The sequence below is a fragment of the Bacillus sp. B2-WWTP-C-10-Post-4 genome (genome assembly GCF_009183805.1).
GTDB classification, from domain to species: Bacteria; Bacillota; Bacilli; order Bacillales; family Bacillaceae_G; genus Bacillus_A; species Bacillus_A cereus.
In genome coordinates, this window is sequence record NZ_WEII01000092.1 from 1 (window position 1) to 14,529 (window position 14,529).

Genomic DNA, 14,529 nt, shown 5'->3' on the forward strand with positions numbered 1-14,529 from the left:
CAATTACATGTATATGAAGAGATTCTTCATTTTAAAGAAGATGTTACACTATTTCTAGAAAAGAATGAGCAGGAAAACAATCTCATATTAGGTGTATTACAAATGGTCCAAGAACCGATATTTATGGGGATAGCGAAACAAGGAGAAGAAATTGCGGTTGTATTTCTACAAACAGAAGAGAAGAAACAAATCATTGTTGCAACTTCTGAAATTTCGGGAGTAGCTATTGAGGAACTTGCAAAAGAGTTAACGAAAGTATACCCGGATATTCCTGGATTGATCGGTAATAAGAAAATTGTACAGAAATTAGCGGAAGAGATTGCGGTATTAGAAAATAAGAAAACGAATATTGCAATGGAACAAGGTGTGTATGAGCTCAACAGAGTAAAGAAGAAGTGTAATGCGGATGGACTTTTCCAGGCGGTAAATAATGATGAATTACCGTTAATAGAACAGTGGATATATCAATTTTGTGAAGACGTAAAGCTTCCTATTACGAAAGAAGAAGCAAAACAAACTGCACATACATTAATAACTACAAATCGACTGTTTGGTTTGGAAGTGGATGGGAAACTCGTTTCTGTAGCTGCAAAAACGAGACCAACTAAAAATAATATAACAGTTAATTTCGTATATACGCCGAAAGAAGCAAGGAAAAAGGGATACGCATCTAAGTGTGTAGCGGCACTTAGTCAACGTATGTTAGATGAAGGGTACAAGACGACTACGTTATATACTGATTTAGCGAATCCGACATCGAATAAAATTTATCAAGAAATTGGTTATGAGCAAATTGCGGAGTCTGTGCTTATATTTTTAGAGAAGTAGAGCAAAAAGGCGTGTTAAAATAGCACGCCTTTTTGTTATTCATCAATTCTAATAACCTCGCCTTGAGGAAAGTCCTCAGTTTCTAGTAAGTTACGAATAGCTTTCGCAACATATTCAGGTGATAATAGTTTTCCATCTTCTTTTAATGCAATGAAGCGGTCCAAATTTATGAAATCTTCTTTATTTGTTTCACGAATTTGTGATTGCATATTTGTATCAACAACGCCAGGTGCAAAAGCGACGATTTTTACTGGATATTCTTTTTCCACTTCTTCAGTTGCTACGCACTGTGTAAACATATTTACACCAGCTTTCGTTGTACAATAAGCGCCCCAGCCAAAGTAAGGGTTTTTTCCTGCGCCAGATGAAATGTTAATAACGCGTTTATCTACTTTCCAGTCTTTCGTATGTTTCATAAACGTAGATGTAAGAATCATAGGAGCAAGTAAATTAATGTGAACGTTCGTAATGAATTGTTCGCTTTCTGCTTTTTCAATCGGCTTCATAGGTGCAACTGTACCTGCATTATTAATTAAATGAATAGAGGATACATTGTCTTCTTTAATGGATGAAATGATTTCTTTAAAGTTAGTTTCTAAGTTATGTACATCTTGAAGATCTAAGGAATGAAAAATGCAATTGCTGTTATATTGCTCTGCAAGTTTAGTAAGTTCTCTATTTTCTCTTCTAGAAATAGAGATGACAGTTGTACTTTCTTCTAACAATTGAGTGGCAATAGCCTCACCTAAACCTTGTGAAGTTCCTGTTATGATAACGTAGCGCATAGTTTTATAAACTCCTCTCGTATGTGCGGAATTTTGTTGGACAACGTACATTGCATAGTTTGTCTACATTTTATAGTATAGAGCACTTTTTACTATAAATGAAATGAGATGATTGTGTGCCTTTTATAAACCGTTTTACAACAACAGTACCTGGTGCCGTCACGTTCACTGGGAACACGTTAGGGCTTAGTCCTACATCACCTGCGCCAGGTAATATTTTTGGTACACTTGCTGTGTTTACTACGGTAAATACAGCGCTGCAAGTACCAGGGTTCCCAGCAGGAACGACGGATGAATGGCAATTGAATTCTTCAAGTGCAATTTTAAATCTTCCGGCGGGGAGTAGTGTGCTATATGCAGAGTTAGTTTGGGCTGGTACTTTTCGGACTGATACGGAAGATGTTTTACCATTTTTAAATGATGATATTACATTTACAACACCATCAGGGACGTTTGCTGTTACGCCAGATCCCGCTACCGCGCAGCAAGGTTCAGTAGGAAATCAGTTTTATTATGCTCGCTCTGCTAATGTAACGAATCTTGTTAGTGCAGGTGGGGCAGGCACATATACAACAGGTGCTGTGCCCGCTGCAAGAACTTCAGCTGATCCAACAATCAGTCGTTCAGCTGGCTGGACGCTTGAGGTTGTATATCAAAATGCAAGTTTACCTCTTCGGAATTTGTCAGTTTATGCAGGCCAAGAAATTATTGATGCTTCATCCCCGCCTGTTGATGCTACTATTTCAGGATTTGCTACGCCGGCAACAGGAGCTGTTACAGGAAGAGTGCTCGTAACTGCTCAAGAAGGCGATTCTAACATTGTTGGAGATCAACTTCGCTTTGGACCGAATGCAAATGCTACAGTTGCATTATTCGGACCGAGAAACCCTGCGAATAATTTCTTCCAGTCTCAAATTTGTAATGACATTGGAGAGTTAGATACAACCGGGACATTTGGAGATTTGAATCAGCCGTTAGGGATAGCTTTAGCTGTCCGAAGACAAGGGTGGGATATTACGAATGTAAATGCCTCTGCATCATTAGTAAATAATCAAACGTCAGCAACGGTTCGATTTGTTACAAATGGAGATGGATACGCTGCAGCTGGTTTTGGTGTTCAAATTGATGCAACAGGTCCAATTATTAATCCTGTTAAATCAGTTAATAGAACAGTCGCAGGGGTAGGGGATACCCTCACTTATACGATTACGGTCCCAAATACAGGAACAGGAAGTGCAGAAAACGTTGTATTACGTGATAGTATTCCGAACGGAACGACGTTTGTTGCAGGTAGTGTTACGGTAGGAGGAGTAACACAGCCGAATGCAAACCCTGCTAATGGAATTAATTTAGGTACAATCCCAAATAACACGCAAAGAGTTGTTACATTTCAAGTTCGAATAACATCATTCCCGAATCCCAATCCTATTTTAAATCGTGCAATGGTGTCATATCAATTTCGTCCTTTCGTTGGTAGTCCTCCTATTACAAGTACGTCTTCTTCAAACACAGTACAAACGACAGTGAATCAAGCAACTATAAGTATGCAGAAATCTGTAGATTTACAGACGGCAACGCTTAATGATGTATTAACGTACACAGTTAATGTCACAAATAATGGAAATGTCACTGCGAGCAATGTTATTTTTGTTGATAGTATCCCTGCTGGAACAACATTTGTCGCAAATAGCGTTACGGTAAATGGAGTAGCACGTCCAGGAGCGAATCCAGCAAGTAGTATTAATCTAGGAAGTATTAATACTTCGCAAACGACTGTAGTGCGCTTTCAAGTTCGAGTAACATCGAACCCTCTTGTCAATCCAATTCCAAACCGTGCAAGTGCAACATTTACCTTTACTCCAGTGCCTGGTCAACAACCAGTTTCAGGGCAAGCGACAAGTAATACTGTAGTTACGACAATTAATATAGCTGATATAACAACGAGAAAAACAGTGGATAAAGCTTTTGCAACGGTTAACGACGTTCTTACGTACACGGTAACAATTCAAAATACAGGAAATGTACTTGCAACGAACGTTATTTTTCAAGACCCAATCCCAATTGGAACGACTTTTATCGCAAATAGTGTGACTGTGGACGGGGTTTCACAACCTGGGGCAAATCCAGCGAGTGGGTTTACGGTAGCTAATATATCTCCTGGCGGAAGTAGGACTGTTACATTTCAAGTACGAGTAACATCTACGCCGTCAGGTGGTACGATTCCGAATCGCGGAAATGTGTCTGCTAATTTTGTCGTTATTCCAAATCAGCCACCGATAACAATTAATAGACTAACGAATACAGTTGTGACACAAGTTAATACAGGTGGTTTGAATGTAATAAAAGAAGTGAATACAATGCAAGCAGCAGTAGGGGATACTTTAACATACACAATTGCCGTCCAAAATACAGGGAACGTTCCGTTAACAAATGTATTTTTCCAAGACCCTATTTCTTCTGCTGTTTCATTTGTTGCAAATTCTGTAACAATTAATGGAGTACAGCAAAGTGGACTAAATCCGAATACAGGATTTTCTCTTCCGAATATTCCTGCGGCTCAAACAGTTGTAGTCACATTTAACGTGTTAATTGTACAGGATCCAGAAAATGAAGATATTTTAAATCAAGCGAATGTAACAGCAAGCTTTCAAGTGAATCCGAGTGAACCACCAGTGACAATAAATGTTCCGAGTAATGTTGTGAATACGACAGTACAATCAGGAAACTTTGAAGTTGTGAAGTCAGTGAATACAGATGTTGCGACGGTAGGAGATGTTTTAGTATATACAATCGAAGTTATAAATGCAGGTAGTGTACCAGCTACAAATGTATTTTTCCAAGATTCAATTCCACAAGGGACATTATTTATTGAAAATAGTGTATTGGTTAATGGTGTTTTACAAGAGGGGGCAGATCCAGGACTTGGATTCCCATTAAATGATTTGCCTACTGGCGCCAGTGTTATTGTTACGTTTGAAGTATTAATTGATGAAATTCCCCAAGGAAATAATGTCGTAAATAATGCGAATGTAACTGGAGATTTCCTTGTAAATCCAACAGAGCCACCGATTACTGTAACAGTACCAAGTAACACTGTTATGACGGTCGTGAATTCTTCAGGGTTAAATGTAAGGAAAAGTGTAAGTGCTACTGAAGCCGGTGTAGGAGATACGTTAACGTATACAGTCCGTATACAAAATAGTGGAACGGTGGCAGCGACAAATGTATCATTCCTTGATCCGATTCCAGTTGGAACCACTTTTGTAGCGAATAGTGTAACAATAAACGGGACACCTCAACCAGGTTTAAACCCGACAACTGGATTTCCACTTGCTAATATTCCAGTAGGAGGTATGGTGACGGTCACTTTTCAAGTGACAATCACGAGTATACCACCAAATAGAGTTCTTCCGAATAATGCGAATGTCACTGCTGATTTCCAAGTAAGTCCTCTCCAGCCACCAATTACAATTGTAACGATTAGTAATATTGTTGTGACGCGAGTGAATGTAGGATCACTTAATGTAATGAAGAGTGTAAATACACCACAAGCCGGTGTAGGAGATACGTTAACGTATACGATTCTTATTCAAAATACAGGAACTGTTCCTGCAACGAATATTGTTTTTCAAGATCCAATTCCGTCTGGTACTGCCTTTGTAGCAAATAGTGTGACGATAAATGGAGTCGTTCAGCAAGGTGCGGATCCTATGGTAGGTTTCCCAGTACCAAATATTCCGGTCGGGCAAACATCTACGATTACGTTTCAAGTTACAGTGACGAGTATTCCGAGCGGTGGAAATATAAGAAACCAATCGAACGTTACTGCAAGTTTTCTTATAAATCCAGCAAACCCTCCAATAACGACTGTTACAAGTAGTAATTTTGTAGTGACGCAAGTAAACACAGCACAGTTAAATATACAAAAATCTTCATCTGTACAACAAGCAGCACTTGGAGAAACTTACACGTATTCTGTTGTCATTCGAAATAACGGTACAGTAACAGCAACGAATGTCTCTTTCCTTGATCCAATTGCTTTAGAAACAACATTTGTAGCAAATAGTGTAACGATAAATGGAACGCCTCAACCTGGATTTGATCCAAATATTGGTTTCCCGCTTCCTAATATTGCAGCTGGAACATCATTGACAGTAACGTTCCAAGTTACGGTAGTTGCACCGTCTACACGTGGAGCAGTATTAAATACAGCATCTGCTACAGCCACTTTCTTATTGAATCCTTTACAACCACCTGTAACAACAACAAATTCAAGTAATACAACGGTAGTTACAATACCGTTACCTCCTCCTGGTGAAGTAACAGCAACAAAAACAGTTGATGTTGCAACTGGGGCTGTCGGGGATGTATTAACGTATACAGTGCTAATAACGAATGTAGGAATTATCCCTGTTACAGATGTACTCTTCCAAGATGTCATTCCAGAAGGGACGACGTTTGTTGACAATAGTGTAACGATAGGTGGAGTGCAGCAACCAGGATTAAATCCAGAAATAGGATTTACAGTTACTCCATTATTAATCGCTGGTGGAAGTATTGAGGTCACATTCCAAGTGACGATTACAGAAATTCCAGATAATGAAGTCATATTAAATGATGCAGATGTTACATTTACTTCACAACCAAATCCGCAGGAACCACCGATTACGGAAACGATATTAACAAATTTAGTCGTTACGACAATTAATATAGCGTTTATTTTTCCATTGAAACTAGTAGATAAAGAAGTAGCGACGGTAGGAGAAATATTAACGTATGATGTATTGATTTTTAATTTCGGAACAGTGCCAGCGACGAATGTTCAATTTATCGATACTACTTCCGCGGGTGTAGCATTTGTACCAGGAAGTGTGAGCATAAACGGGGTACCAGCACCAGGATTAAATCCTTTCATTGGTTTTACAGTTCCAGATATACCTGTCGATGATTTTGTACTTGTCACATATCAGGAAGTGGTTACAAGCATACCAGAAGGTGGAACGATTGTTAATTTTGTAGACGTTACAGCTACATTTGCTGTAAGTGAAACAGAACCGCCTATTACGGAAACAACGACAAGTAATACGACATTAACAGAAATCAATGAATCTGGTTTGAATGTTTTAAAATCAGTAAGTCAGCCGGTTGTTGCAGTAGGCGATACAATCACATATACAACAGTAGTTCAAAATACGGGAACAGTGATAGCGACGAATGTTCAATATAGTGATGTATTACCATCCTCTATAACATTCGTACCAAATAGTGTAACGATAAACGGTGTGTTACAGCCTGGATTAGACCCTAACACTGGCTTCTCACTTCCCGATATAACTCCAGGTGAAAGTGTAGAAGTCACATTCCAAGTAACAGTTGTTAGCGTTCCGTCAAACGGAACAATTGCCAATACGGCAAATGTTACTGGAAGCTTTATTTTAGTACCAGGAGAACCACCAGTTATAGTAAATCAGCCAAGTAATACAACACTCACAACTGTAAATAGAGGACGCTTTAATGTTATTAAACAAGTAAATAGAGCCGCTACTCTAGTTGGAGATGTATTGACGTATACAGTGCAAATAACGAATACAGGAACAGTAACAGCTAACAATGTTCAGTTTATTGATACGATTTCAACAGGTGCGTCATTTTTACCAAATAGTGTAACAATAAATGGAGCCCCGCAACCAAACTTAAATCCGATTACTGGATTTGGAGTTGGAGATATTCCAGTTGGTGAAACAGTTATAGTGACGTTTCAAGCGACAGTTACAAACATCCCGTCATCAGGAACAATTACGAACGTTGCAAATATAACAGGAAGCTTTACTTTAGTGTCAGGAGAGCCACCGGTTGTAGTAACAGAGCCGAGTAATACGACGATAACTAGAGTGAATAGAGGACGATTCAGCGTTATAAAATCTGTAAATAAAGAAGCGACACGATTAGGAGATACGTTAACGTATAGTGTGCAAGTTACAAATACGGGAACGGTAACAGCGACGAACGTTCAGTTTAGCGATGTTCCATCACCTAGTTTAGAATTCGTTCTTGGAAGTGTACAAATAAATGGGATTCCGCAAGTAGGTTTAGATCCATTTATAGGCTTTGCATTGCCTAATCTTGCAGTAGGGGATAGTGTATTAATTACATTTGAAGTAAATATAATCGCAGTTCCGCCTTCTAGTAGCATTATGAATACAGCAAGAGTAACGGGTGATTTCGAATTGATTCCAGGAGAACCTCCGTCTACAATTACAAATTCAAGTAATACGACAGTCACACCAGTAAATAGAGGCAGTTTAGATATGCAAAAAGAAGTAGATCATTCAATTGTTGGAGTAGGAGAAACAGTAAAGTATACGGTTCGAATATTAAATACTGGTACTGCTGATGCGATGAATATTCAATTTATCGATGTCCTATCTCCGGAAGCTGTTTTTGTACCAAATAGTGTAACTGTAAATGGAGTAGCTCGTCCGGGAGTGAATCCGCAGGTTGGATTTACGATTGTAGACATTCCAGTCGGTGAGACGGCGATTGTAACATATGAAGCTACGATTACGAGCTTTCCAGATGGTGGTACAGTAGTGAACGTTGCTGGGGCGTTAGCAGAATATATTTTAGTACCAGGGGAGCCGCCAGTTACAGTGATGGATACGAGTAATACAGTTATAGTGACGGTAAATACTGCAATCTTATTTGTTGCAAAAGGAGCAAACTTTGAAGTAGCAATGATAGGGGATGTTGTCACTTACGGAATCGCTGTTATAAATGATAGTACAGTTCCTGTGACCAACATTGTGTTAACAGATATCATTGATCCGAATACGCTATTTATAAATGGCACGGTAACGGTAAATGATGTACCTCTTCCATTTGCTAATCCGAATACCGGTATTCCGTTAGGTGATTTTCAGCCAAATGACGCAGCAATTATTAATTTCCAAGTTGTAATAACAGGAGGACAAATAAATAATTTAGTTACAAATACTGCTATAGCAAATGGGCTCGCAACTGTAAATCCGAATGAGCCGCCAGTAGTAGTTGAAGGTGATAGCAATACAGTTGTTATCCCGTTTATTCCTCAAAATGTCTCAACGACAGTCGTAAAAACGGCAAATTTACAGGCAGCAACAATTGGCGATGTTATTACGTTTACGACAGTTATTACAAATACGGGGGATACAGCAATACAAAATATTCGTTTTCAAGATATGTTAGATAGTAGTGTTCAATTTGTCCTTGGAACTGTAACGATTGATAATACGCCAGTGCCAAATGTAAACCCAGTATCAGGTTTTATTATAGGAAATTTAAATCCAGGTGAAGCACGGACAGTTTCGTTCCAAGTAGTAGTGCAGAGCGCGCCAAATGGTTCAGGAAATTATATAAATCAAGCGAGTATTCGTTTCGAACATCAAGTAGGCACAGTATTGCCACCTGTTACACAAATGGTAGAAAGTAACATAGTTGTCATTCCATTTGTTCCAACGATAGAACAAATTTGTGAAACGAATCTTAATTGCTTAAGGAAAATTCCTTTTCAATGTTCTCCGTGTAATCATTTGCAAATAAATAAAAAATAAATACAGAAAGAGCATCCGGAAAAAAGGATGCTCTTTCTGTATTTATCATGTAGATTCTTTTTCGGGTGAGGTGAAAAATTCGTCGATTTTGTCGGAGAGTAGTAATGGAATGGCTCCTTTTATAACAGAAATGTCCCAGTCCCACCATGCGAGATTCTCTAGTTTGTCAATCGTTTCTTGTGGGAAACGATATCGAACAAATTTTGCAGGATTACCAGCCACAATTGCATATGGAGGGACGTCTTTTGTAACAACACTTTTTGCACCAATAATGGCACCGTTACCAATTGTAACACCAGATAAAATGCAGGATTGATAACCAATCCATACATCATTGCCGACTACGATATCACCTTTTGAAGAAGGGTGACCAGTAATATGTGCTCCTTCATCAAAAAGTGCATTAAATGGATAAGTTGTTATCCAGTCTGCGCGATGTTCACCGCCAAGTATGAAAACGACTTCTTCTGCTAATGAACAAAACTTACCTATTTTTAATTTTGTTTCATCGTTCCAAGAAAAAATGGTTGGCCCTACTTTACTATAAGTATAATCACCAATATCATATTTATTATATTCAGGTTTTTGATTTAAATATAACATGCTTCTTCAGCCTCCTTTCTCAATTAAGTGATACGTATGGAATATTATATGCAAGATGTAGTAATGTGAACTGTATTAATAGGTGAAATGAACAAAAGGAAGTGGGATGTATGCGATACGAAATGGGTCTATATAATAAACCGTTTCAGTCAATTCAATCAGGAAAAAAAGTATATGAAGTACGCCTATACGATGAAAAACGTCAACTAATAAACAAAGGCGATGAAATCGTATTTACGAATCTTACGACAAAAGAAATGATGACGGTAAAAGTAACGGAAATAAAGCGATACGAGAGCTTTAAAGCCATGTATGAACAAATCGATAAAAAATTATTGGATTGTGAAAATGATAGTTTAGAGGAAATGTTAGAAAGTACATACAAAATATATACGAAAGAACAAGAAAAAGAGTGGGGAACAGTTGCGATTTGTATTGAGGTAATAAAATGATAAGAAATCGCGGGGCGGCTATCATTGTACAGGAAGGAAAAATCGCTCTTATAAAACGTATTCGAGAAGAGGAAACATATTATGTTTTTCCGGGCGGAGGGATTGAGGAAGGTGAAACGCCTGAAGAAGCAATGAAAAGAGAGGTATACGAAGAATTAGGGGTACATATAAAAGTGGAGCACCTCATTGCAAAGGTAAAATATAAAGGAAATGAATATTATTATGCTGCCTATATTACAGGCGGAGTGTTCGGAAGCGGAACAGCTGAGGAATTTCAGTGGGAAGGTAGAGGAAGTTATATTCCGTTATGGCTACCGATAAACGAGTTGGAAAAAGTGAATATAAAACCTTATGAAGTGGTCGAAAATATATTTAGTCATTATAAAATATAACGTCTGACAACATACAAAAAAAACCATTGACATAGGCTTCTGATTTAAGTATTGTATTCGAGTATGTTTATAATCAGGAGGTTTATATGAGCAATCAAACTACTACACATCATGTGAAAATGACAACAGCGGATCCATCTGGAATTGGTCTATTTGGATTAGCGATGGTAACACTTGTAGCATCATCTCAAAAGTTAGGCTTAACAGATGGCGTTTCACTTGTATTACCATGGGCAATCTTTTTAGGAGGATTCGCACAAATCTTTGCTTGCATTCACGATGCAAAGCATAACAATACATTCGGTACAACAGCATTCGGTGCGTACGGTCTATTTTGGCTAGGTGTTGGAATGACTTGGTTAATTCAACTTGGAGTATTTGGCGAAAAATTAGCACAAGCTGCAGATTCAAAACAGCTTGGTGTAGCCTTTATCGGATATTTGATTTTCACAATCTTTATGACAATTGGTGCAATGGAAACACATAAAGTATTATTTATGATCTTCGTCCTTATTGATTTCTTATTTATCGGTCTTTCATTAAGTACTTTAGGTGTTATGCCGCATGCAATGCATAATTTAGCAGCATATTCTGAACTTCTTATTTCATTATTATCTTTCTATGGTTCAGCAGCAGCAGTGTTAAACACACACTTTGGAAAAGTTGTTTTACCAGTTGGAAAGCCGTTTGGTATTTTTAAAAAGTAATAAAAAAGCACAGATGATTGTATAGTCATCTGTGCTTTTTTATTTATTCCGCTCTTTGTGGGCTGTCTGAAAAAGCTTGATTGGTGAGGACTCATTAAACTTTCACTTTATTTGAAATAAGTAATGTGAAATGTAAATAAAAGTAGAAAAAAATAATTGAAATTGATTCTCATTATTAATATAATGAGAATGATAATCATTTATTGTTAGAGGGGGATGCCAAAGTGGCAAAGATTTTAATAGCTTATGCAAGTATGTCAGGAAATACAGAGAGTATTGCTGATTTAATTAAAGTTAGTTTAGATGCTTTTGATCATGAAGTAGTATTGCAAGAAATGGAAGGCATGGATGCTGAAGAATTATTAGCTTATGATGGAATCATTTTAGGATCTTATACGTGGGGCGATGGTGAATTACCATTTGAAGCGGAAGATTTTCATGATGACTTAGAAAATATAGATTTAGCTGGGAAAAAGGTAGCGGTATTCGGATCGGGTGATACGGCGTATGAACTGTTTTGTGAAGCGGTAACGATATTTGAAGAACGTCTTGTGGAACGCGGTGCAGAGCTTGTACAAGAAGGGCTGAAAATTGAATTAGCTCCAGAAGATGAAGAGGATGTTGAAAAATGCAGTAATTTTGCAATTGCATTTGCTGAGAAGTTCTAAGAATGGGAGTGTCAACGTGGAGACAATGTTAAGTGCAACTGCTATTACAAAGTTAAGAGATGGAAAACTGTTGTTAGCTACTACATATAATGGCTTATTTGTTGAACAAGACGGAGAATGGAAACGAATTTTAAATGGTTTTCAAAAACGAATTAGGGATTTACATAGCGAAGATAATGTAGTTTATGGTGTAGGTGACGAAGGGATTTTTATTCGTAGTATGAATGGTGGAGAGAATTGGACAATTCAGCGTTTTCCAACAAAAGCAACGAGTTGGAATGTATGTAGCAATGTACAAGGAACTGTTGTTGCTCATGGAGAAAAAATGCTGTATCTTTCTAATAATTTCGGTTCGACATGGGAAACTATTCATCCGTTTCTTGAGTATGGCAGTGCGGCACCGTCTATTCGATCGTTATTTTTATATAAACATTACTTATTTATTGGTACGAAAATTCATGCTAAATATGGTGGTGTTTGGCTCTTTGATTTGAAGACACGTAAATTAAAGAGGATTAAAATTGCGATGAATCAAATGATCTCTGCGTTGACTTTACACAATTCTTATTTAGTAGCGGCAAGTGGATCGTGCAAGGGAGTTAGCGGGAATATTTCTTATTGTAAAATAGATGAAAGTATTGCAAGTGAAAAAATATATTGGCACACATGTCAAAGTGAGCAGAAAGCAAGTAGTTATTTAGACTTAAGTGTAGATCAACATATTTTATATACAACTTCAACGCAAAATAAGGCGGGTATTAGTAGTGTGTGCCGTGTGCTTCTTGAAGAAGGTATTGTTACAGTATGTGATTCGGTTAAAGGGCACGGATGGCGCATTGTTAATCAAAAAGATGGCTATGTAGTAGCCGGATCAGGTGAATTAAAAGCAATGCAGTGGGAACAAAAAATAATTTAAGAAAAAAACTTTACTTTTATTATATTGATATGATATAGTATATTTAAACCATTTTACTTTTAATAATATAGAGATTTAAATGAGCTGTAACTTCCGAGGAGGATAGCAATGTTAAATCTCCTCAGGGGTTGCAGTTTTTTAATATCTGGCTTATTATTGTAAGGTGGTTGAAAATGAATATGTACATATAGGTACATTGTAGGAGGATTTTTTTCATGCAAAACGGTAAAGTAAAATGGTTTAACTCAGAAAAAGGTTTCGGTTTCATCGAAGTTGAAGGCGGAGAAGACGTATTCGTTCATTTCTCAGCTATCCAAGGCGAAGGCTTCAAAACTTTAGAAGAAGGTCAAGAAGTTACTTTCGAAGTAGAACAAGGTAACCGTGGACCTCAAGCTACTAACGTAAACAAGAAGTAATTTTTGAAAAAAGAAGGGCTCGCCCTTCTTTTTTTTTGCATTTTTATAGATGTCCTCCTACTTACATATCATAACGAGACTGAATTTTCATTTATTTATTCGGAGTATTTTTGTATAAAGTACATGAATAAATAAATACTGAAAATAAAGTGTTTGTGTGAAAAGGAATTTAGAAAGAGGTAAATAAATTGAAAAACGCTACACATTTTATTGTGTTTGATATTGAGAGGAATTTCAGACCGTATAAATCAGAAGATCCGTCAGAAATAGTTGATATCGGAGCTGTAAAAATAGAAATAGGTACAATGAAGATAATTGAAGAATTTTCGGAGTTAGTAAAACCAAGTGCACGATTAACTCGTCATACAACAAAATTAACCGGTATTACGAAAAAAGATTTAATGGGTGTAGAAAAATTCCCTCAAATTATAGAGAAATTTATTCAGTTCATCGGCGAAGGTTCTATATTTGTTTCATGGGGAAAAGAAGATTATCGCTTTCTATCTCATGATTGTACATTATATGGTGTTGAATGCCCAAGTATAGAAAAAGAAAATAGAATTGATTTGCAAAAATTTGTTTTCCAAGCATATGAGGAATTGTTTGAACATACGCCAAGTTTACAATTTGCGGTAGAACAGCTCGCTTTAACGTGGGAAGGAAAACAGCACCGTGCTTTAGCAGATGCTGAAAATACAGCAAATATACTTCTTAAAGTGTATAGCGAGAGAGATATTAATAAGCGATACAAAAGACATGGTGAACTTGAACTTGTAAAAAACGGAAAACTAACAGAAAAAGCGAAAAAAAAGATGCGAAAATGGGTGTTTAAAGAACTAAAGAAAAATACAGAACGCCCTTTTGAATGGAGTACATTTGAAAGTGGTGACACGTGGGAAAGTATAACGGAAAGATATTATATAAGTGAAAATACAGTAGAACTCCTGAAAAAACATTTTCGTACAGCAGTGAGAAAAGCGGAACGGCAGATTAGGTATTTGGCTGAGATGGAGGAGAATACAGAGGTTAAATGAATTGCTCCTCCATCTCTAACTACATACATGTAATAACAGCGTATTGATATTAAATAGGCATCAACTTGTTGTTGTGATTGTGCATTATAATTGCTTTGGGAGTGTTAAGACGTAATAAGAGTTTTAAACTGTATTAATA

The 14,529-nt window shown here is 37.2% G+C and carries 11 protein-coding genes; 9 read left to right on the forward strand and 2 right to left on the reverse strand.

What is annotated here, in order from left to right:
• Positions 1-828, forward strand: an 828-nt coding sequence (locus GBN78_RS23845) for a GNAT family N-acetyltransferase (protein ID WP_152127759.1), incomplete at its 5' end; no start/stop codon positions are given.
• A gap of 35 nt (positions 829-863) precedes the next feature.
• Here GBN78_RS23845 and GBN78_RS23850 read toward each other — a convergent pair.
• Complete coding sequence (locus GBN78_RS23850; RefSeq protein ID WP_130067591.1) at positions 864-1,613, reverse strand: (S)-benzoin forming benzil reductase; 750 nt, start codon at positions 1,611-1,613, stop codon at positions 864-866.
• A gap of 116 nt (positions 1,614-1,729) precedes the next feature.
• On the opposite strand from GBN78_RS23850, the gene GBN78_RS23855 reads away from it, so the two are divergent.
• Positions 1,730-9,202: a DUF7507 domain-containing protein gene (locus GBN78_RS23855; protein WP_152127760.1), complete on the forward strand. Its 7,473-nt coding sequence runs from the start codon at positions 1,730-1,732 to the stop codon at positions 9,200-9,202.
• Positions 9,203-9,247: 45 nt separating this feature from the next.
• Here GBN78_RS23855 and GBN78_RS23860 read toward each other — a convergent pair whose 3' ends face one another.
• A complete protein-coding gene (locus GBN78_RS23860; RefSeq protein ID WP_000966304.1) occupies positions 9,248-9,805 on the reverse strand; it encodes a CatB-related O-acetyltransferase in 558 nt (185 codons plus the stop codon).
• Between the two features lie 110 nt (positions 9,806-9,915).
• Here GBN78_RS23860 and GBN78_RS23865 point away from each other — a divergent pair, with 110 nt between their 5' ends.
• The 7 genes from GBN78_RS23865 to GBN78_RS23895 all read left to right on the forward strand — a co-directional run bounded on the left by GBN78_RS23865 (position 9,916) and on the right by GBN78_RS23895 (position 14,390).
• Entirely contained in the window at positions 9,916-10,257 is a 342-nt protein-coding gene (locus GBN78_RS23865) for an ASCH domain-containing protein (RefSeq protein ID WP_001268347.1), read from the forward strand.
• Entirely contained in the window at positions 10,254-10,649 is a 396-nt protein-coding gene (locus GBN78_RS23870; protein WP_000620827.1) for an NUDIX hydrolase, read from the forward strand. Before GBN78_RS23865 ends, GBN78_RS23870 begins: the two co-directional genes overlap by 4 nt.
• Before the next feature lie 86 nt (positions 10,650-10,735).
• Positions 10,736-11,356: an acetate uptake transporter gene (locus tag GBN78_RS23875; RefSeq protein WP_000070938.1), complete on the forward strand. Its 621-nt coding sequence runs from the start codon at positions 10,736-10,738 to the stop codon at positions 11,354-11,356.
• 224 nt (positions 11,357-11,580) lie between these two features.
• Complete coding sequence (locus GBN78_RS23880) at positions 11,581-12,024, forward strand: flavodoxin (RefSeq protein ID WP_001062752.1); 444 nt, start codon at positions 11,581-11,583, stop codon at positions 12,022-12,024.
• A gap of 16 nt (positions 12,025-12,040) precedes the next feature.
• Complete coding sequence (locus GBN78_RS23885; RefSeq protein ID WP_000449493.1) at positions 12,041-12,940, forward strand: WD40/YVTN/BNR-like repeat-containing protein; 900 nt, start codon at positions 12,041-12,043, stop codon at positions 12,938-12,940.
• 215 nt (positions 12,941-13,155) lie between these two features.
• Positions 13,156-13,356, forward strand: coding sequence for a cold shock-like protein CspB (gene cspB / locus GBN78_RS23890; RefSeq protein WP_001179150.1), 201 nt, complete (start codon positions 13,156-13,158; stop codon positions 13,354-13,356).
• A gap of 188 nt (positions 13,357-13,544) precedes the next feature.
• Positions 13,545-14,390 carry an exonuclease gene (locus tag GBN78_RS23895; RefSeq protein WP_000786417.1) on the forward strand — a complete coding sequence of 282 codons (846 nt, stop codon included), beginning with the start codon at positions 13,545-13,547 and terminating at the stop codon, positions 14,388-14,390.
• The last annotated feature ends 139 nt before the right edge of the window (positions 14,391-14,529 follow it).

Bases quoted from the DNA above. Each gene is read 5' to 3' on its own strand.
- GBN78_RS23875 (WP_000070938.1), top strand. From the start codon at position 10,736: ATGAGCAATCAAACTACTACACATCATGTGAAAATGACAACAGCGGAT.
- cspB (WP_001179150.1), top strand. From the start codon at position 13,156: ATGCAAAACGGTAAAGTAAAATGGTTTAACTCAGAAAAAGGTTTCGGT.
- GBN78_RS23870 (WP_000620827.1), top strand. From the start codon at position 10,254: ATGATAAGAAATCGCGGGGCGGCTATCATTGTACAGGAAGGAAAAATC.
- GBN78_RS23850 (WP_130067591.1), bottom strand. From the start codon at position 1,613: ATGCGCTACGTTATCATAACAGGAACTTCACAAGGTTTAGGTGAGGCT.
- GBN78_RS23860 (WP_000966304.1), bottom strand. From the start codon at position 9,805: ATGTTATATTTAAATCAAAAACCTGAATATAATAAATATGATATTGGT.
- GBN78_RS23865 (WP_001268347.1), top strand. From the start codon at position 9,916: ATGCGATACGAAATGGGTCTATATAATAAACCGTTTCAGTCAATTCAA.